At 44.1% G+C, this 18,859-nt stretch carries 16 protein-coding genes; 14 read left to right on the top strand and 2 right to left on the bottom strand.

What is annotated here, in order from left to right:
• Nucleotides 1–452: 452 nt before the first annotated feature.
• Both bfmR and bfmS read left to right on the top strand, forming a co-directional pair.
• A complete protein-coding gene (gene bfmR, locus F957_RS07295; RefSeq protein WP_004655457.1) occupies nucleotides 453–1,169 on the top strand; it encodes a response regulator transcription factor BfmR in 717 nt (238 codons plus the stop codon).
• Between the two features lie 105 nt (nucleotides 1,170–1,274).
• Nucleotides 1,275–2,915, top strand: coding sequence for a sensor histidine kinase BfmS (gene bfmS / locus F957_RS07300; RefSeq protein ID WP_016541633.1), 1,641 nt, complete (start codon nucleotides 1,275–1,277; stop codon nucleotides 2,913–2,915).
• 116 nt (nucleotides 2,916–3,031) lie between these two features.
• On the opposite strand, the gene F957_RS07305 is transcribed toward bfmS, so the two are convergent.
• Both F957_RS07305 and F957_RS07310 read right to left on the bottom strand, forming a co-directional pair.
• Entirely contained in the window at nucleotides 3,032–3,388 is a 357-nt protein-coding gene (locus F957_RS07305) for a hypothetical protein (RefSeq protein WP_004655454.1), read from the bottom strand.
• A gap of 92 nt (nucleotides 3,389–3,480) precedes the next feature.
• The gene (locus tag F957_RS07310) at nucleotides 3,481–4,899 is read right to left on the bottom strand and encodes a GGDEF domain-containing protein (protein ID WP_016541634.1); all 1,419 of its coding nucleotides are present in this window, start codon (nucleotides 4,897–4,899) and stop codon (nucleotides 3,481–3,483) included.
• 398 nt (nucleotides 4,900–5,297) lie between these two features.
• Between F957_RS07310 and ndhC the strand changes: the two genes are divergently transcribed.
• The 12 genes from ndhC (at nucleotide 5,298) to nuoM (ending at nucleotide 18,857) form a co-directional block, all read left to right on the top strand.
• On the top strand, nucleotides 5,298–5,849 hold the full coding sequence (gene ndhC, locus F957_RS07315) for an NADH-quinone oxidoreductase subunit A (protein WP_016541635.1): 552 nt from the start codon (nucleotides 5,298–5,300) through the stop codon (nucleotides 5,847–5,849).
• Between the two features lie 6 nt (nucleotides 5,850–5,855).
• Nucleotides 5,856–6,533 carry a NuoB/complex I 20 kDa subunit family protein gene (locus tag F957_RS07320; protein ID WP_004638049.1) on the top strand — a complete coding sequence of 226 codons (678 nt, stop codon included), beginning with the start codon at nucleotides 5,856–5,858 and terminating at the stop codon, nucleotides 6,531–6,533.
• Between the two features lie 88 nt (nucleotides 6,534–6,621).
• Nucleotides 6,622–8,409, top strand: a complete 1,788-nt coding sequence (gene nuoC, locus F957_RS07325) for an NADH-quinone oxidoreductase subunit C/D (RefSeq protein WP_004655448.1) — start codon at nucleotides 6,622–6,624, stop codon at nucleotides 8,407–8,409.
• A gap of 12 nt (nucleotides 8,410–8,421) precedes the next feature.
• Nucleotides 8,422–8,931, top strand: coding sequence for an NADH-quinone oxidoreductase subunit NuoE (gene nuoE / locus F957_RS07330; protein WP_016541636.1), 510 nt, complete (start codon nucleotides 8,422–8,424; stop codon nucleotides 8,929–8,931).
• On the top strand, nucleotides 8,928–10,253 hold the full coding sequence (gene nuoF / locus F957_RS07335) for an NADH-quinone oxidoreductase subunit NuoF (protein ID WP_016541637.1): 1,326 nt from the start codon (nucleotides 8,928–8,930) through the stop codon (nucleotides 10,251–10,253). Before nuoE ends, nuoF begins: the two co-directional genes overlap by 4 nt.
• A gap of 11 nt (nucleotides 10,254–10,264) precedes the next feature.
• The gene (gene nuoG, locus F957_RS07340; RefSeq protein WP_016541638.1) at nucleotides 10,265–12,949 is read left to right on the top strand and encodes an NADH-quinone oxidoreductase subunit NuoG; all 2,685 of its coding nucleotides are present in this window, start codon (nucleotides 10,265–10,267) and stop codon (nucleotides 12,947–12,949) included.
• Between the two features lie 3 nt (nucleotides 12,950–12,952).
• The gene (gene nuoH, locus F957_RS07345) at nucleotides 12,953–13,969 is read left to right on the top strand and encodes an NADH-quinone oxidoreductase subunit NuoH (protein WP_004655440.1); all 1,017 of its coding nucleotides are present in this window, start codon (nucleotides 12,953–12,955) and stop codon (nucleotides 13,967–13,969) included.
• Nucleotides 13,970–13,987: 18 nt separating this feature from the next.
• Nucleotides 13,988–14,530, top strand: coding sequence for an NADH-quinone oxidoreductase subunit NuoI (gene nuoI, locus F957_RS07350; RefSeq protein WP_016541639.1), 543 nt, complete (start codon nucleotides 13,988–13,990; stop codon nucleotides 14,528–14,530).
• The gene (gene nuoJ, locus F957_RS07355) at nucleotides 14,530–15,048 is read left to right on the top strand and encodes an NADH-quinone oxidoreductase subunit J (RefSeq protein ID WP_171068305.1); all 519 of its coding nucleotides are present in this window, start codon (nucleotides 14,530–14,532) and stop codon (nucleotides 15,046–15,048) included. Before nuoI ends, nuoJ begins: the two co-directional genes overlap by 1 nt.
• Nucleotides 15,048–15,356 carry an NADH-quinone oxidoreductase subunit NuoK gene (nuoK, locus tag F957_RS07360; RefSeq protein ID WP_004655436.1) on the top strand — a complete coding sequence of 103 codons (309 nt, stop codon included), beginning with the start codon at nucleotides 15,048–15,050 and terminating at the stop codon, nucleotides 15,354–15,356. The genes nuoJ and nuoK overlap by 1 nt, the downstream gene beginning before the upstream one ends.
• Nucleotides 15,353–17,248, top strand: coding sequence for an NADH-quinone oxidoreductase subunit L (gene nuoL, locus F957_RS07365; RefSeq protein WP_016541641.1), 1,896 nt, complete (start codon nucleotides 15,353–15,355; stop codon nucleotides 17,246–17,248). The genes nuoK and nuoL overlap by 4 nt, the downstream gene beginning before the upstream one ends.
• Nucleotide 17,249: 1 nt before the next feature.
• Nucleotides 17,250–18,857 carry an NADH-quinone oxidoreductase subunit M gene (gene nuoM / locus F957_RS07370; RefSeq protein ID WP_016541642.1) on the top strand — a complete coding sequence of 536 codons (1,608 nt, stop codon included), beginning with the start codon at nucleotides 17,250–17,252 and terminating at the stop codon, nucleotides 18,855–18,857.
• Nucleotides 18,858–18,859: the final 2 nt, after the last annotated feature.

Below are 18,859 nucleotides of genomic sequence, written 5' to 3'. Positions count from 1 at the left end.
TACTTAGTGGTTAAAGTTTATTTTCAACACAAGATACGGGATTTTTTGGAGTAGATCAATCCTTGACATTTTAGTAATTTTTTTTTCATGTCTTAACTGCTGAAATCACAGTCACATAGCATATCAAAGCCGTTAAAAAAGGCTTATAGATAACTCTGTGGATAACTCAAAAAACAGACACTTAAATTGTTTTGGGCGAATAAAGAAACAAATTGTTTAACATTGGCACAAAATCTATACTAAATATTCATCCTGTCGGAAAATGCATATATTTCTGAAAAATATATTAAAATTCATAATTTTAATAAAAAGATAACAAAACAGGGTAAGCGTGTATCAGTTTGGTGAACGGCTACTTGTTTACAATGTAAACGTGTGTATATTGCAAAACATAAACCAATGTATCTATCAGATTTTTATAGATGGATTCACTCAGATTTTAGGGGCAACAAATGAGCCAAGAAGAAAAGTTACCGAAGATTTTAATCGTAGAAGATGATGAGCGCTTAGCACGTTTAACACAAGAGTATTTGATTCGTAACGGTTTAGAAGTTGGAGTCGAAACTGATGGTAATCGTGCAATCCGTCGCATTATTAGCGAGCAACCAGATTTAGTGGTTCTTGATGTGATGTTACCGGGTGCAGATGGTCTGACCGTTTGTCGTGAAGTGCGTCCACATTATCATCAACCGATTCTAATGTTGACTGCACGTACAGAAGATATGGATCAGGTACTTGGTTTGGAAATGGGTGCAGACGATTACGTTGCAAAACCAGTTCAACCACGTGTGTTGCTAGCGCGTATTCGTGCTTTATTACGTCGCACTGACAAAACAGTAGAAGACGAAGTGGCACAACGTATCGAATTTGATGATCTGGTGATTGATAACGGTGGTCGTTCAGTGACTTTAAATGGTGAGTTGGTTGACTTCACTAGCGCTGAATATGACTTGTTATGGTTATTGGCGTCGAATGCAGGTCGTATCCTGTCTCGTGAAGATATTTTCGAGCGTTTACGTGGTATCGAGTACGATGGCCAAGACCGTTCGATTGATGTGCGTATTTCACGTATCCGTCCAAAAATCGGTGATGACCCAGAAAATCCAAAACGTATTAAAACTGTACGTAGTAAGGGTTATTTATTCGTTAAAGAAACCAACGGAATCTAAACACGCTAAGCCTCCTGATCTCAGGGGGCTTTTCCCTTGATAGCAAGCTCTGTGCAGCGTGGTTGTTTAGGGAGAGGTGTTCACTAGCTTGGAATTATTTACCCAATGGTAAGTCGAGTACTAAAAAACAGCATATTCTTGCGTATTTATGCTGGTTTGGTGGTTTTGGTTGTTGTGGTTGCCGCATTTTGTTATTTGCTGGTGCAGATCATTAACTATCAACGTGCGCAAGAATATCGTGAATCTCTTACTGATGGTATTTCCTATGTCATTAGTGAAGGGGTGTCTCGTCAGCCAGAAAAGCAACAAAAGTTAGATTGGATTTCCGATGCTTCTGATTTGCTGGAATTGCCGATCTACTATGTGGATGCGGAACGGGTAGAACTGTCTCGTACTGAGAAAAAACGTATTGCTGAACAAAAGTCAGTGGTTCGGTATGATGCCAATAATGGCATCGGCTATATTATTATCGGTCTAAAAGACGATCCTAAACATTTCCTCTATATCAAAGTCGACAAAATTGGCGAACGCCAAATGAAGGCGCTGCCGATTTTTGTACTGGATTATTTAATTTTTTATCCAGGGCAGGAACGGGAATATTTAGACAAAATCAAAAAACATTTCTATTACCCAATTGAAATTGCCGATATTAAAGATATCAATCTGGATTCAGAGCAGATTGGTCGTTTGCGTCAAGATCAAAGTGTGTTGCTGTATAAAGACAGTGCCACAGTACGCGGCACCACCATTTCCATTGTTTCGCCAATGCCGAATCATTCTGCACAAGTACTGATTTTAGGCCCTGTGCCGATGTTCAATTGGATGCCATTCCAGCTTTCTGCAGGCATTACCTTGTTTAGCTTGTTCTTGTTGAGCTTGGGGGTTTACGGTCTGATCTTGCCATTAGAACGTAAAATTCGTCAGGTTCGTTATGCTTTGAATAAGATGAAGTCTGGTGATTTGTCTTTGCGTGTCCCGATTGAGGGCAGCGATGAAATGGCAAACTTGGCCTCCAGTTATAACAACATGTCCGATCATATTCAGCGCCTGATTGAAGCACAGCGCGAGTTGATGCGTGCGGTATCGCATGAGCTTAGAACGCCTGTGGCGCGGATTCGTTTTGGTATGGAAATGTTGGCAGAAGAAGACGACTATAATTATCGAATTCAGCAGGTGGATATGATCGATAAGGATATTGAAGCGCTCAATACCTTGATTGATGAGATCATGACCTATGCCAAGTTGGAACAAGGTACGCCATCTTTAGATTTTGAAGACATTATCTTGGTTGAGGTACTTGACCAAGTCGCAATGGAAACCGAAGCGCTGAAGACGCAAAAAGAAATTGAATTGATTGCGCCACCATTGGCCTTGAAGGTGGATGCAGAGCGCCGTTATCTACACCGAGTGGTGCAGAATCTGGTCGGTAATGCGGTCCGTTATTGTGATCATAAGGTGCGGATCAGTGGTGGGATTCGTGCCGATGGTAATGCCTATGTCTGCGTTGAAGATGACGGGCCAGGAATTCCAGAGCAAGAGCGTAGTCGTATTTTTGAAGCTTTTGCTCGCTTGGATGATAGTCGGACCCGTGCTTCGGGCGGTTATGGTCTAGGCTTGTCGATTGTCAGCCGAATTGCTTACTGGTTCGGTGGTACCATTCAAGTCGATCAAAGTCCAAACTTGGGTGGCGCGCGCTTTATTATGACCTGGCCCGCCAAGCGTTATAAGCAAGTGATTAAGAAATAACAACCGAGTAAAAAGGAATGGTGCAGATCATTCCTTTTTTATATGCAGCAATAAAAAAGCCAAAGCGCAATGCTTTGGCTAAATCAGGTTTTTAAATGACCTTGTTTTATCGCTGCTTACTCATGAACAGATGGATCGGGTTCAATCAGGGGTTTGCCTGAGCGCAGACCTTGCAATGCATCCGCATTAAAATCAATCAGTAGGGCATTATTTTTAATATCAATTTTATAGCCTTTGATGAGTGCTTGATCTCCATTTAAAGTTTCGACTTTATAGCTGTCTGCAATATTCAAAATACTTTCTAGATTGGTTGTGGTTGCCGCAAAATCCTCTCTAAATACTTCGTAGATGTCTCTTAAATCAAAAATCGCATTATCAGCATCTGGATGTTTTCGAACATAACTTTCTATATGACGCATCAGCAGTTGTGAAAAAAAGAAATAATCCGAGTCGTGTGTGTATTCTAGATGCATGTTTTTCTCCTTTTGTGCTCATTCTAGAATACTCATCTATTCGCGCTGCTGTGTATAAAGATAATTAAAGTATTTAGCTGAATTGCAACATATTATGTCGAAATGACAACTTGGTTGCGACCCAGTCGCTTGGCTTGATACAGCGCATCATCGGCCTGTTTAAATAGTTGCTCAATTGAATGCTGATTTTCAGGTTCACAAATGCAAACACCGATACTGATTTGAATCGAAAAGGTCTGTTGCGCTGCATATTCAATCGGGGTTTGACTGATTTGCAGGCGAATTTTTTCCGCACACAGATAAGCTGTGTCGGCATCAGTATCGGTCATAAAGATGGCGAACTCTTCGCCGCCTAAACGGCCCAGCAGATCTTGTGGTCTAAGCAGGCTTTGAATGGTGTGTACACAGCTTTGCAAGGCACGATCCCCCATCTGGTGTCCATAGCTGTCATTCACCTGTTTAAAGTGGTCAATGTCGAGCATCAGAAAAGCAGTTGTTTGACCGGTGTGGGTTGCTTGTTGCTGAAACAGTTGCACCGATTGCAAAAATTGGCGTCGGGTCAGGCTGGAAGTCAGTTCATCATGGGCGATGGTGTGCTGCAGCTCTTGAATCAGCTTGGATCGTACCATATTGATACTGGAAACCGTGAGCGGGGCAATGGTCATCATAATCAGCCCAAGGCGGATTGAGATAGCATTATTTAAAAACTGTTCGGGGTAAAGCAGCAGATAGTTTTGTGAGACATGATAAATCACAAAGGCGCAGCTGATTGAGGTAATAACGGCCACTGAAAAATGACGATAGCTCAAAGCACACCAAATTAGGGCGGCAATCGGATACAGCAGTGAACCGGGGCCTGCATCGTAGTAGCCAATCGCAATCGAAAAAATGACCGCAAATAAGGGCAAGCTTTCTTGCACGGTCTGGGTTTTAAATTCTTTCAGTTGTTGTTTAAACTCGGCGAAATGCGGTGCACTGATCATCGCAGGGAGCAGTAACAAGGCATTTTGGATTTCAGCAGTAAACCAATAGCCAAAATCAGTCCAGAATGAACCGAGCGCGAATTTGGTGTTGAGTAAAGGCAGGGTCAGCGCTGCAAATGACGAGCTGGCCAAAGCGCCGATACAACAGAAACTGAATAGAAAGAGATAAAAATAACCGTGATGCAGTGAGCGGATAAAGGCATTAAATTTGATATACAGGGTCAGTGTGGTGATGACATAGAGCAAATTGGCAGAGTTCAAGCAGATATTGAGCAAGAGAGGGGTGCCTTGCAAGGCATCAGCAAGTAGATAGCCGACAATTGCCCCGATAAAGCTGATCGGGTGCCGAGTTTGTGGAAAGCGAATCAGTAAACCCAGTAACACCGAATTTGCAGGCCAAAAAGAGGCCAGAAAAGTCAGGTGTCTGGTGGCGATGCCAAGTAGGCAGCACAGCAGAATCACCCCCGCAAAGAGTAGGAATAATTGTAACAGCGAGCGTGGTTTTAATGCTGCATGAGCTTGGGGCATTCGGACATGGTTCTGTAGGGGAGAGAAGGTCGCGCTATTATATAAATTCTGCTTAAATTTTCATCATAAATTTGTATCAATGCAATGATTTAGTTCGTGCTGCAATAAATTGGGGCAGTGGCTCAAAACACGAATGTTTTTTAAGGCCTAAATAAAGAAAAAAATGATCAACATGCTGTTCTTGATTAGATAATTCGATTTTTAGGGGTGAATTAACCATGATCTTGGATATATCTGTAAATTTAAGGACAAAATCATCCGAAAGACTAAAGCGCTTCAACTAGCATGAGAAATTAGAAATCAGGTACAATTGGCGGGATTAATTTTGTGTTTGGTGTATTTGAAGGCCAATACATACATTCTTTGTTAAAAATAGGCCTGCCAGGAGTTATCCCCGCATGAGTGCCATTACTCCATACGAATGGGCAATAATTGCCTTCGTGATCGGCGTTACATTTCTTTGCGTTTTTATGCTGACAGTTCCCTTACTCCTCGGGGGTAAAGCATGGGGACGTGCAAAGCAAGAGCAGTTTGAATCAGGTGTAGTTGGTGCGGGCGGTGCTCGTATCCGCTTGTCAGCCAAGTTCTATTTAGTTGCAATTTTCTTTGTGGTTTTCGATCTAGAAGCCCTCTATCTCTACGCTTGGGCAACTTCAGTTCGTGAAGTTGGTTGGGTGGGTTTTGCAACGGCTGCCGTCTTTATTTTGGTTTTATTGATTGGTTTGATTTATGAGCTTTCTACCGGCGCACTTAACTGGGCACCTTCAGATCGTCGTAAAGCAGCTGGCGTGAAGACCAAAATCGGTTCGCCAAATATGAACATTGCAGACATTACGCGATTCAATAACATTGAAGAGTTAGTTGTCGATCCTACTGGTCATATTCCAGCACAGTCTTCTGGTCGTGTTAAATCTAAAACACCGACTACATCATTACTTGAAAAGGAGTAAGTCGGGATGAAATATACTTTAACCCGTGCGAATCCGGATGCCGATCAATATCCATTACAAGATCGTCAAATCGTCACTGATCCACTTGAGGAAGAAGTGAATAAAAGTGTGATGATGACACGTCTTGAAGATGTGTTGCATACAGCAGTGAACTGGGGGCGTAAAAACTCTTTGTGGCCATTTAACTTTGGTACATCATGCTGCTACGTTGAATATGCAACCACATTAACAGGTGTGCATGACTTGTCACGTTTTGGTGCCGAGGTAATTCGTGCTTCACCACGTCAAGCAGACTTGATGATTGTTGCAGGCACATGCTTTGTCAAAATGGCGCCTGTCATTCAACGTTTGTATGAACAAATGCTTGAGCCTAAATGGGTCATTTCAATGGGTGCTTGTGCTAACTCAGGTGGTATGTACGACATCTATTCAGTGGTTCAAGGTGTAGACAAAATTATTCCTGTTGATGTGTACATCCCAGGTTGCCCACCACGTCCAGAAGCATTAATCCAAGCATTGATGTTATTGCAAGACCAAATTCAACTTGAGCGCCGTCCACTTTCAGCGGTTATTGGTGATGATCTTCAGCCTGTGTATAAGCCAAAGATGATGCCAGAACGTGACCGTAAAAATGCGGAACGTATTGCGGTGAAAAACCTACGCTCTATGGATGAAATTAAATAATTTTAACGATGAATTTTTGACATATTTCATGATGAATATGGTCGTCGGGAAAATTGACAAAATTTGTATTAAATAGGAAGCCAAGCCAATGGCTGAAACTGACATTGCTATGCCAGAATCAACTCCAGTTGATTCACGCCCAGCATTTGCAATCGTAGAAGAGCTCAAAACCAAGTTTGGTGAGAACTTCTATGTGCAGGCGACTTTTGAAGAGTTTCCAACAGTCTGGGTTGAGCGCGCACGCGTGCAAGAAGTCCTTATGTTCCTCCGTAAAGTGGAACGTCCTTATGTGATGTTGTTTGACTTGTCAGCGGTCGATGAGCGTTTACGTGTTCACCGTGACGGTTTGCCAGCATCTGACTTTACTGTGTTCTATCACTTGTTATCGCTTGAGCGTAATAGTGATATTCGTATTAAAGTTGCATTGAATGAAAATGATTTAAGCATCCCAACCGCAACCAATATTTGGCCTAATGCCAACTGGTACGAGCGTGAAGCTTACGATATGTTTGGTATCGATTTCGCTGGGCATCCAATGCTCCGTCGTATTTTGTTGCCAACCTATTGGGAAGGTCATCCGTTACGTAAAGAATATTCTGCCCGTGCGACAGAATATACCCCGTATATGCAAGACCAAGCGAAGCAAGATTTCGAACAAGAACACTTACGCTTTGTCCCAGAAGACTGGGGTCTAAAACGCGGTAATGATGACGAAGACTTCATGTTCCTGAACTTGGGTCCGAACCATCCATCTGCGCACGGTGCGTTCCGTGTGGTGTTACAGTTGGACGGTGAAGAAGTTAAAGATTGTGTGCCTGATATCGGTTATCACCACCGCGGTGTGGAAAAGATGGCTGAACGTCAAACTTGGCATTCATTCATTCCGTATACCGATCGTGTTGACTACCTCGGTGGTTGTGCGCAAAACATGCCATATGTGATGGCTGTTGAGCAGCTTGCTGGTATTAAAGTTCCAGAGCGTGCACAAGTGATTCGTGTGATGTTGAACGAGTTATTCCGTATCAATAACCACTTATTATTCTGTGGTACAGCGATTCAGGATGCGGGCGGTATGACCCCAGTCTTCTATATGTTCGCAGACCGTCAAAAAGTCTATGACATCGTTGAAGCGATTACGGGTTACCGTATGCACCCAGCATGGTTCCGTATCGGCGGTACCGCGCATGACCTTCCAAACAACTGGCAAAAGCTAGTGAAAGAGTTGTTGGAATGGATGCCGAAACGTTTGAACGAGTACTACACTGCGGCACTTAAAAACTCAGTCTTTATCGGTCGTACTCGCAATGTTGCGCAATACGATGCGAAATCTGCGTTGGCTTGGGGTGTGACAGGTACAGGTTTACGTGCAACGGGTATTGATTTTGACGTTCGTAAATATCGTCCATACAGTGGTTATGAAAACTTCGACTTTGATATTCCAGTGGAATATGAAGGCGATGCATACGCACGTGTCTTGGTTCACTTCCGTGAAATCACTGAATCATTAAAAATCATTCAGCAGTGCTTGGACAACATGCCGTCTGGTCCATATAAAGCGGATCATCCATTGGCAGTTCCACCACCGAAAGATAAGACATTACAAGATATTGAAACCTTGATTACGCACTTCTTAAGCGTCTCTTGGGGTCCTGTAATGCCAGCGGGCGAGTCTTCATTTATGACGGAAGTGGTGAAGGGTGCGAGTACCTATTACCTCACTTCTGATAAGTCAACCATGAGCTATCGTACCCGTATTCGTACACCAACGTTCACGCATTTACAGCAAATGCCTTCAGTGATTAACGGCAGTTTGGTTTCTGACTTGATCATTTATTTGGCAACCATTGACGTGGTTATGGCTGACGTGGATCGCTAGGGGTAAACGATTATGATGATTTTGACTGATAAAAAACCACGTGTGAATGTTGAAGGAATTTTGACTGCGGACGAAATTCATGACATTGAACATCACATTGATCATTACCCATACCCACGTGCGGCTTCTTTGGATGCTTTGAAGTGTGTACAGCGCCGTAATGGTTGGGTTGATGATGCACAAATGAATGCGATTGCACAGTTGTTGAGTATGAGTGTGGCGGATCTGGAAGGTGTTGCAACTTTCTATAACCGTATCTACCGTCAACCGGTTGGTCGCCATGTGATTTTATTGTGTGACTCAATTGCATGCTTCTTGATGGGTGCAGAAACTTTGGCAGAAGCGTTCCAGCGCGAGTTGGGTATCCAGTATGGACAAACCACAGCAGATGGTCGTTTTACCTTGCTCCCAATTTGCTGTTTAGGCAACTGCGATAAAGGTCCAACTTTAATGATTGATGAAGATACGCACGGCCTCGTGGACGTGTCATCAGTTAAACAGTTATTGGAGAAGTATGTATGAATACTGAACCAAAACCAATTTATGGCGACGGTAACCCAGAAACGCATCCATTGACTTGGCGTTTGAGCAAACAAGAGTTTGTTCGTGCTGCCGATGAATACGAAGCACTAGAAGGTTATGCTGGCTTTAAAAAAGCCTTGAGCATGCCACCAAAAGATGTGCTTGAAGTCATTAAAGCTGCGACAGTCAAAGGTCGTGGTGGTGCAGGTTTCCCAGCGGGAATTAAATGGTCATTGATGGCGCCAAATGATGGTGGCCCACGCTATTTGATCTGTAATGCCGATGAAATGGAACCAGGTACCTTTAAAGACCGTTTGTTGATGGAAAAACTTCCTCATCAATTGATCGAAGGCATGCTGATTGCAGGTTATACCTTAGAAGCAACTCAAGGTTATATCTTCATTCGTGGTGAATATGTCGAAGCAGCTCAATACTTAAATGAAGCATTAGAGCAAATCCGTGCCAAAGGTTACTTGGGTGACAACATCCTTGGAACAGGCTGGAACTTTGATATGCATGTTCACACCGGCGCAGGTCGTTATATCTGTGGTGAAGAAACTGCATTGATCAACTCGCTTGAAGGTCGCCGCGCCAATCCGCGTACCAAACCGCCATTCCCGCAAGTTGCAGGGGCATGGGGTCGTCCGACGATTGTCAACAACGTTGAGACCTACAATAACTTGCCAGCAATCATGTTGCGTGGTCCTGAGTGGTATATCAATCTTTCAGCAGGTAAGTCGAAAGATCCAGGCACCAAGATTTATGGTGCATCAGGCAAAGTTAAATTCCCAGGTCTTTGGGAACTACCATTTGGTACAACTGCGCGTGAAGTGATTGAAGAACATGCGGGTGGTATGCGCGACGGTTTAACCTTGAAAGCATGGTTACCGGGTGGTGCATCAACGGATTTCTTGGCGGCTGAACACATTGATTTGCCAATGGATTCAGAGACGATCATGAAAGCAGGTTCTCGTTTAGGAACTTGTCTACTCATGGTGGTGGATGAAAGCCAATGTATGGTTTCTGCAACACGTAATTTAGAAGAATTCTTTGCGCGTGAATCATGTGGTTTCTGTACACCATGTCGTGACGGTTTACCTTGGGCAGTGAAAGCGCTTAAAGCACTGGAAACAGGCGAAGGTAAGAAAGAAGATATCGATCATTTACAAGAACTGACGCGTAAATTATGGATCGGTAAAACTTTCTGTGCTCACGCACCGGGTGCGATGGAGCCGCTTATGGGCGCACTTAAATATTTCCGTAACGAGTTTGAAGCTAAGGTTAAAACCCATGCTCCAGCTCTAGACGTAGAACAAGCTTAAGGAATTCGACTATGGCTACAATTCATGTCGATGGAAAATCGTATGAAGTCAACGGCTCAGAAAACTTGCTACAAGCATGTCTTAGCCTTGGCATCGACATCCCGTATTTTTGTTGGCACCCATCCTTAGGTTCTGTTGGTTCTTGTCGTCAATGTGCGGTGACTCAGTATGCGAATCCTGAGGACACACGTGGACGTCTGGTGATGTCATGTATGACACCTGCGACCGACAATACCTATATTTCGATTGAAGACAAAGAAGCAACGGATTTCCGTGCGTCGATTGTTGAATTCTTGATGACGAACCACCCGCACGACTGTCCAGTCTGTGAAGAAGGTGGTCACTGTCATTTACAAGATATGACCGTCATGACGCAACACGATCGTCGTCGTTATCGCTTTACCAAACGGACTCACTATAACCAAGAGTTGGGTTCGTTTATTGCGCATGAGATGAACCGTTGTATCGCGTGCTACCGTTGTGTGCGTTATTACAAAGACTATGCGGGTGGTACGGACTTTGGTGTCTATGCCAATGCGTCACGTGTCTATTTCGGTCGTCCAGAATCAGGTACTTTAGAATCTGAATTCTCAGGTAACTTGACTGAAGTGTGTCCAACAGGTGTATTTACCGACAAGACCCATTCAGCACGTTATAACCGTAAATGGGACATGCAATATGCGCCAAGCGTATGTTTCGGCTGTTCTTCAGGTTGTAACATCTCTCCGGGTGAGCGTTATGGCGAAATCCGTCGTGTTGAAAACCGTTTCAATGGTTCTGTGAACCAATACTTCCTTTGCGATAAAGGTCGTTTCGGTACAGGTTATGTGAACCGTGAAGACCGTCCACGTCAACCACAGTTCCGTAATGGTGAAACTGTTGCGACGGTGACTGTTGATCAAGCGCTTGATCAAGTGATTACTCAGCTGAAAGGCAAGAAAGTGTTAGGTATTGGTTCTCCACGCGCAAGCTTGGAATCAAACTATGCACTGCGTGAGTTGGTTGGACAAGACAACTACTCAACAGGGATGTCTCAAAAAGAGCAGAACTTGGTTGAGTTAGCGGCATCAATCATGCAAACACAGGGGATCTATAACCCGAACATGCGTGAAATTGAAAGCTATGATGCGGTGTTGATCTTGGGTGAAGACTTAACTCAAACTGCACCACGTATGGCCTTGTCTGTGCGTCAAGCTGCGAAAAACAAAGCCAAAGAAATGGCTGCTGCAACACGTACACCAGACTGGTTGGCTGAACCGGTACAACGTATCGGTCAAGATGCAAAATCCCCTATCTATATCCTTGCGGCAACGCAAACGCGTTTAGCGGATGTGGCGACAGGTGAAGTGGTTGCATCGCCTAATGACATCGCACGTTTAGGTTTTGCGGTTGCTGCTGCGGTGAAAGGTGAAGCATTGACTGGTTTGGCAGATGATGCCAAAGCCTTTGCGCAAACCATTGCGGATACTTTGAAAGCGGCGAAAAAGCCATTGATTATTTCGGGGACTAGTTTACAAGATCCTGCAATCATGGAAGCTGCTGCTCAAGTTGCGCAAAACTTAGGTGGAAATGCGGGCTTGTCATTGACTGTTCCTGAAGTGAACTCAATGGGCTTGGCATTGTTTGGCGGTTTAAGCCTAGAACAAGCATTTGCACAAGATTTTGATGCCGTGGTTGTGGTTGAAAATGACTTAACCCGTCGTTTACCTGTGGCACAAGTCAAAGCTGCATTAGATAAAGCTGAAACTGTGATCGTCTTGGATCATAGTGAAACTGAAACCTTGAAACTTGCGGATATCGTACTTTCGGCAGCAAGCTTCGCTGAAGGTGATGGTACTGTGGTGAGCCAAGAAGGCCGTGCACAACGTTTCTATCAAGTGTATGACCCAAGCTACTACAAGCCAGAATATGCGATCAAAGAATCATGGCGCTGGTTACATGCCGTTGAGACAGGTCTTAAAGGCAAAGCAGTTGATTGGACATTGTTGGATGATGTGATTGAAGACATCGTCAAGAATGTACCCGTACTTGCTGCAATTGAAGAGGTTGCGCCAGATGCGGGTTACCGTATCCACGGCTTGAAGATCGCACGTGAACCACGTCGTTACTCGGGTCGTACTGCAATTCGTGCGCCGTTATCGATTCATGAACCGAAACAGCCGACTGATCCAGATTCAGCATTGACGTTCTCGATGGAAGGTTATGTCGGAACTCAGACGGCATCTTCATTGGTACCTTTCGCATGGTCTGCGGGCTGGAACTCACCACAAGCTTGGAACAAATACCAAGATGAAGTGGGTGGTCATTTAAAAGGTGGTGATTCAGGTATCCGTCTATTCGATCGTTTAGCTAAACGTCCTGCACGTAGCTATGTTGCACCAACAGCTGTGGTGGTGAACCCTGAAAGTTTCCGTCTTGTGCCAATGCACCATATCTTTGGTTCTGGTGAATTCACTATCAAAACACCTGCAATGGAATCTCGCATTCCTGAAGCGATGTTTGCGGTGGGTGAACAAGATGCAACACGCTTAAATGTTCAAGATGGTCAACGTATTACAGTACAAGCGGGTGAGACTAGCATTAGCTTGCCAGTACAAGTCATCGAATATTTACCAACAGGTTATATCGGTTACCCAATTGGTTTAGCACCAACAGTTTCATTGGCAGAGCCTGTGTCTGTGGCGGTAGGAGTGTAATTCATGAATCAAGAAATTATACGTCAAACGCCACTTTGGGCTGAGAACTGGCCAATCGCTTATTCAGTGATTCAGGCGATTGTGATCTTGCTTGTAGTGGTTTTGGTTGCTGCTTTAATGTCATTTATTGAGCGTCGTCTCTTGGCATTATGGCAAGACCGTTATGGTCCAAACCGTGTTGGTCCTGGCGGTATGTTCCAGATTGTTGCCGACATGCTCAAGATCATGTTCAAAGAAGACTGGACACCGAAGTTTGCTGATAAGCTGACTTTCCGTTTAGCACCAGCCGTTGCGATGGCAACTGCGGTACTTTCGTTTATGGTGATCCCAGTAAGTCCTACACTGGGCGTTGCAGATATGAGTATCGGTCTATTGTTCTTTATGGCAATGGCGGGTATCGCAGTCTATGCAGTGTTATTTGGTGGTTGGGCATCGAACAACAAATACTCATTACTTGGTGGTCTTCGTTCTGCGGCTCAAACCATTTCTTATGAAGTGTTTTTGGGTATCTCGTTGATGGGTGTGGTTGCGATTGCCGGCTCATTCAACATGCGTGAAATCGTTGAAGCACAACGTGATATGTGGTTCATCATTCCTCAATTCTTAGGTTTCTTGATCTTTGTGGTTGCGGGTGTTGCGGTCACGCATCGTCATCCATTTGACCAACCTGAAGCTGAGCAAGAATTGGCGGAAGGTTACCATGTTGAATACGGTGGTATGAAGTGGGGGATGTTCTTCGTTGCGGAATACGTCAACGTCGTATTGATCTCGGCATTGATCGTGACTTTATTCTTCGGCGGATGGCTTGCACCATTTAACTTAGAAATTCCATTTGTTCCACCATTATTCTGGTTCGTGATTAAAACAGCATTCTTCGTAATGATGTTTGTCTTGGCGCGTGGTTCGTTAATGCGTCCTCGTTATGACCAAGTGATGAACTTTGGTTGGAAAGTTTGTTTGCCATTGGCGTTGGTCAACTTGTTAGTGACTGGTGCTGTGATTCTGATGAATCAGGCCTAGGACAGCAGGGAGTACAAAATGTATAAAATTCTAGCTGGATTCGGATCGATTGTACGTTCGTTGTGGATGGTGTTTAGCCATGTCACACGTAAACGTGACACGATTTTATATCCAGAAGTACCGGCTGAACAAATTGTGCCACCACGCTACCGTGGTCGTATTGTATTGACGCGTGATCCAGACGGTGAAGAGCGTTGTGTGGCATGTAACCTATGTGCGGTTGCTTGCCCAGTTGGCTGTATTTCATTACAAAAAGCGGAAAAAGAAGATGGTCGTTGGTATCCAGAATTTTTCCGTATTAACTTCTCACGCTGCATTTTCTGCGGTATGTGCGAAGAAGCATGTCCAACGACTGCCATTCAGCTGACCCCAGATTTCGAATTGGGTGAATATGTACGTCAAGACTTGGTTTATGAAAAAGAGAATTTACTCATTTCTGGACCGGGTAAATATCCTGACTACAACTTCTACCGTGTCACTGGTATGGCTGTAAGCGGCAAAGAAAAAGGTCAAGCACAGAAAGAAAGTGCACCAGTTGATGTACGGAGCTTATTACCATGATGTGGCCATTTTATTTGATGGCACTTGTGGCCATCGTTTCAACGGTTCGTGTTGTGACTAACACGAATCCGGTGCATGCACTGTTAAGTTTGATCGTTTCTCTTCTAGCGGTTGCTGGTATTTTCATGATCGTGGGTGCGCCGTTCGCGGCTGCCCTTGAGATCATCGTATATGCCGGTGCCATTATGGTCTTGTTCGTCTTCGTTGTGATGATGCTGAATCTTGGACAAGAAACCATTGAACAAGAAAGTAAATGGTTGAGTTCAGAGGCTTGGGCTTTTCCTGCACTGATGAGCTTTTTATTGGGCTTGCTTTTGGTGTGGATGCTCGGTGGCGAATACACCACAATTTCTGCGCCGATGGGAGCAGAAGTTGTAGGTCCGAAAGCTGTCGGTCAAGCACTATTTACTCACTATCTATTATTGGTAGAAGTTGCCGCGATGTTATTGCTAGCAGCACTGGTTGCAGCATTCCACTTAGGCAAACGTGAACCAGGTGCAGAAGAGGATAAAGAATAATGGGACACATCCCTTTAGAACATGGTTTGATCGTTGCAACCATCCTTTTTGCACTGGGTTTTTACGGTGTAATGGTGCGACGCAACCTTTTATTTATGCTAATGAGCCTTGAAGTAATGATGAATGCCGCGGCTTTGGCATTCGTTTTAGCGGGTAGCGTATGGGCGCAGCCAGATGGACAGATCATGTTCATCCTGATTCTGACGCTTGCTGCAGCAGAGGCATGTATCGGTCTTGCGATCGTCCTTCAGTTTTATCATCGCTTCCATCATCTGGATGTGGATGCTGCTAGTGAGATGCGCGGATGAGTACATTATATTTAACCGTTTTATTCCCGCTCATTGGTTTTATCCTGTTAGCGGCAGGGCGTAACAAACTGTCTGAAAATGTCGCTGCCATTATTGGTGTCGGTTCAGTTGGTTTATCTGCGTTATTTGCTTTAATTGCTGGCCTTGCATTTACCAGCAGTGGCCAAACCGTTTTTGTTCAACACTTATGGACATGGTTCAGTGTTGGCGGTTTTGAGCCAGGCATTAGCTTGCACCTTGATGGTTTGTCATTATTGATGACAGGCATGATCACGGGTGTTGGTTTCTTGATTCACATCTTCGCATCTTGGTATATGCGTGGTGAAGAAGATTACGCACGTTTCTTCTCTTATTTCAACCTGTTCGTTGCCAGCATGTTGTTGTTGGTACTTGGCGATAACTTGGCGTTATTGTTCTTGGGTTGGGAAGGCGTAGGTCTGTGTTCATATCTATTGATTGGTTTCTACTACTCAAACCCTGCAAATGGTTGGGCAGCAATCAAGGCATTTACCGTAACACGTGTGGGTGACGTATTTTTACTCATCGCATTGTTCTTGCTCTATCAACAGTTTGGTACGTTGAATACACAGTACATTGTTGAAAATGCAGCGACTGTGATGACGCAAAGCTCATCATTGTCGATCTGGACAGCATTGATGTTGTTCTTGGGTGCAGCAGGTAAATCAGCACAAATTCCATTACAAACTTGGTTAGCCGATGCGATGGCTGGTCCTACACCAGTTTCTGCATTGATCCACGCCGCAACAATGGTGACAGCAGGTGTTTACCTATGCTGCCGTATGTTCTCAGTGATGGAAATGGCGCCAGAAGTGATGCAATTCATTTCGATTACGGGTGCAGTGACCTTGCTGGTGGCAGGCTTTGCCGCATTGGTGCAAACTGATATCAAACGTATCTTGGCTTACTCAACCATGAGTCAGCTCGGTTATATGTTTATGGCAGTGGGTGCTGAAGCATACCAAGCTGGTTTATTCCACATGTTGGCTCATGCATTCTTCAAAGCGTTATTGTTCCTTTCTTCAGGTGCCGTAATTCTTGCATGTCACCACGAACAGAATATTTTCAAAATGGGTGGATTACGTAAAAAGATTCCATTCGTATTCTGGTGTTTCGTTATCGGTGGTGGCGCCTTAGCTGCACTTCCAATCGTGACCGTTGGCTTCTTCTCTAAAGATGCGATCTTGGGTGCAGTCTATGCACAGTCGACTATTGCAAATCTTCCGCTTTACCATACCTTGTACTGGGTAGGTGTTGCTGGTGCATTCTTAACGTCTATCTATACTTTCCGTTTAATTTGGGTGGTGTTCTTCGGCGAAGAGAAAACTCATGCGCATGCGATTCATGGCGTGACTTACTGGGCACCGCTTGCAATTCTTGCTGCGTTATCGACCGGTATCGGTTACTTCCTGCAAGCGCCAGTCGCAAAATTATTGACTGCTGCAAGCATTCCAAGTTTTGTGATTCCTGAAAGCTTAGAAGCGGCTGTTGCACATGCTGAACATTTAGCAAGTGGTGTGGCCCTTGTTGGTTTGGCTGTTGGTATCTTCTTGTTTGCCTTTGCGTATGGCGCAGTAAAATCGTTTGCTCAGACTTCTTTGGGTTCAGGCTTAGCGCATATCTGCCGTACAGCATTCGGTTTCGATGCCTTGTATGACATCGTATTTGTAAAACCTTATTTATTGATTGCGAAAATTTTAGGTCGTGATCCAGTTGACGGTTTATGGTTAGTATTGCCTGCCATTGTGAAGGGCGGGAATAGCTTTACCAGTTCGCGTCAAACCGGTTCATTACGTGAATACGCATCAAGCATGTCACTCGGTGTAGTGGTGTTATTGATGATCTTGATCGTGATTCAGGTTGTGGGGAAATAAAATGGAAAACAATTTAATTTTACCCGCACTGATTTTAGTTCCTTTCATTGCTGGTTTTATTTGTTGGTTGGTTGATAAATACGACCAACATTTACCGCGTTGGATTGCCTTGATTGGTATGCTCATTACCTTTGGTTTGGGCATTGCACTTTGGCAAAGTGGTACATATAGCTATGCTGTAGGTAGCCCAGCTCCCCAATGGGCTGCTGAATTCTACCTACCTTGGATTCAGAGTTTAGGTATTAGCATTCACTTAGCGGTGGATGGTTTATCTCTGCTTATGGTGCTGTTGACTGCCTTACTGGGTGTACTTGCAGTAGGCTGTTCATGGGGTGAGATCCAAAAGAACGTAGGTTTCTTCCACTTAAACCTCCTGTGGAGTTTAGGTGGGGTTATCGGTGTATTCTTGGCGATTGACTTATTCTTGTTCTTCTTCTTCTGGGAGATGATGCTTGTACCAATCTATTTCTTGATTGCGTTATGGGGTCATAAAGGCTCGAATGGTCGTTCACGTGTTTACGCTGCAACCAAGTTCTTCCTCTATACACAAGTTGCTGGTTTGATCATGTTGATCGGTATCTTGGGGCTGGTTGCTTATGGATACATGCATACACAAGAGATTAGTTTTAATTACTATTATCTCATGAGTATGGCGAATCACTTGGATAAAGAAGTACCAGCATTGGCATATGGCTTTATGGTGTGTATGTTCATCGGTTTTGCGGTGAAACTACCTGTCTTCCCATTACACGGCTGGTTGCCTGATGCGCATGCGCAAGCACCAACAGCGGGTTCTGTGGATTTAGCTGGTATTTTGATTAAAACAGCAGCGTATGGTTTACTTCGTTTCGTAATTCCATTCTTCCCAGCAGCGTCAGCACAGTTCGCTGATATTGCGATCATTTTGGGCTTGATTGGTATTTTCTACGGTGCATTCCTTGCGTACCAACAAACTGACATGAAACGTTTACTTGCGTACACGTCAATTTCACACATGGGTTTCATCTTACTTGCAATTTATGCAGGTAATATTCTGACTTTCCAAGGCTTAATGATCATGATGTTGGCACATGGCTTATCATCTGCTGCATTGTTCATTATGTCGGGTCAAGTCTATGAGCGTGTGCATACACGTGATTTACGCTTAATGGGCGGTCTTCGTGGTCAACTGCAATATTTGCCATTCTTCTTAATGTTCTTTGTTGCAGCGCTCGTAGGTGTACCGGGTCTAGGTAACTTTATTGGTGAATTCCTGATTCTTATGGGTTCATTCAAAGCGTATCCGACTTTCACGATTATTGCCGCAGTGAGCTTGGTGTTTGCGGGTCTTTATGGTCTGATTCTGATTCACAAAGCTTTATTTGGTGAACCGAATCCAGAACAAAAGCAGCACTACAAAACACCGTTAAAAGATCTATCTGCACGTGAAGTCAGCATTCTGATGATCTGTGTAATTGGTTTAGTTTGGTTAGGTATTTACCCACAAACTTTCTTGGATATGTCTCATTCAAGCATGCAGTGGTTGGTAAATAGTTATATGCCAGTACAAGAAGTTGTTGAAACTGTTCAACAGGCTGCAACTCAACTTGAACATGTGGAGATGCAATAAAT

Source organism: Acinetobacter gyllenbergii CIP 110306 = MTCC 11365, assembly GCF_000413855.1.
GTDB lineage: Bacteria > Pseudomonadota > Gammaproteobacteria > Pseudomonadales > Moraxellaceae > Acinetobacter > Acinetobacter gyllenbergii.
The sequence above is the reverse complement of the archived record's forward strand: the minus strand, read 5'-3'. Positions and strand labels throughout refer to the sequence as shown.

Excerpts from the sequence above, each read along its gene's own strand:
- nuoJ (WP_171068305.1), top strand. The coding sequence starts at position 14,530 with ATGTGGCCATTTTATTTGATGGCACTTGTGGCCATCGTTTCAACGGTT.
- ndhC (WP_016541635.1), top strand. The coding sequence starts at position 5,298 with ATGAGTGCCATTACTCCATACGAATGGGCAATAATTGCCTTCGTGATC.
- nuoI (WP_016541639.1), top strand. The coding sequence starts at position 13,988 with ATGTATAAAATTCTAGCTGGATTCGGATCGATTGTACGTTCGTTGTGG.
- nuoG (WP_016541638.1), top strand. The coding sequence starts at position 10,265 with ATGGCTACAATTCATGTCGATGGAAAATCGTATGAAGTCAACGGCTCA.
- nuoE (WP_016541636.1), top strand. The coding sequence starts at position 8,422 with ATGATGATTTTGACTGATAAAAAACCACGTGTGAATGTTGAAGGAATT.
- F957_RS07305 (WP_004655454.1), bottom strand. The coding sequence starts at position 3,388 with ATGCATCTAGAATACACACACGACTCGGATTATTTCTTTTTTTCACAA.
- bfmS (WP_016541633.1), top strand. The coding sequence starts at position 1,275 with ATGGTAAGTCGAGTACTAAAAAACAGCATATTCTTGCGTATTTATGCT.
- nuoH (WP_004655440.1), top strand. The coding sequence starts at position 12,953 with ATGAATCAAGAAATTATACGTCAAACGCCACTTTGGGCTGAGAACTGG.
- nuoM (WP_016541642.1), top strand. The coding sequence starts at position 17,250 with ATGGAAAACAATTTAATTTTACCCGCACTGATTTTAGTTCCTTTCATT.
- nuoC (WP_004655448.1), top strand. The coding sequence starts at position 6,622 with ATGGCTGAAACTGACATTGCTATGCCAGAATCAACTCCAGTTGATTCA.
- F957_RS07320 (WP_004638049.1), top strand. The coding sequence starts at position 5,856 with ATGAAATATACTTTAACCCGTGCGAATCCGGATGCCGATCAATATCCA.
- nuoL (WP_016541641.1), top strand. The coding sequence starts at position 15,353 with ATGAGTACATTATATTTAACCGTTTTATTCCCGCTCATTGGTTTTATC.
- nuoK (WP_004655436.1), top strand. The coding sequence starts at position 15,048 with ATGGGACACATCCCTTTAGAACATGGTTTGATCGTTGCAACCATCCTT.
- nuoF (WP_016541637.1), top strand. The coding sequence starts at position 8,928 with ATGAATACTGAACCAAAACCAATTTATGGCGACGGTAACCCAGAAACG.
- F957_RS07310 (WP_016541634.1), bottom strand. The coding sequence starts at position 4,899 with ATGCCCCAAGCTCATGCAGCATTAAAACCACGCTCGCTGTTACAATTA.
- bfmR (WP_004655457.1), top strand. The coding sequence starts at position 453 with ATGAGCCAAGAAGAAAAGTTACCGAAGATTTTAATCGTAGAAGATGAT.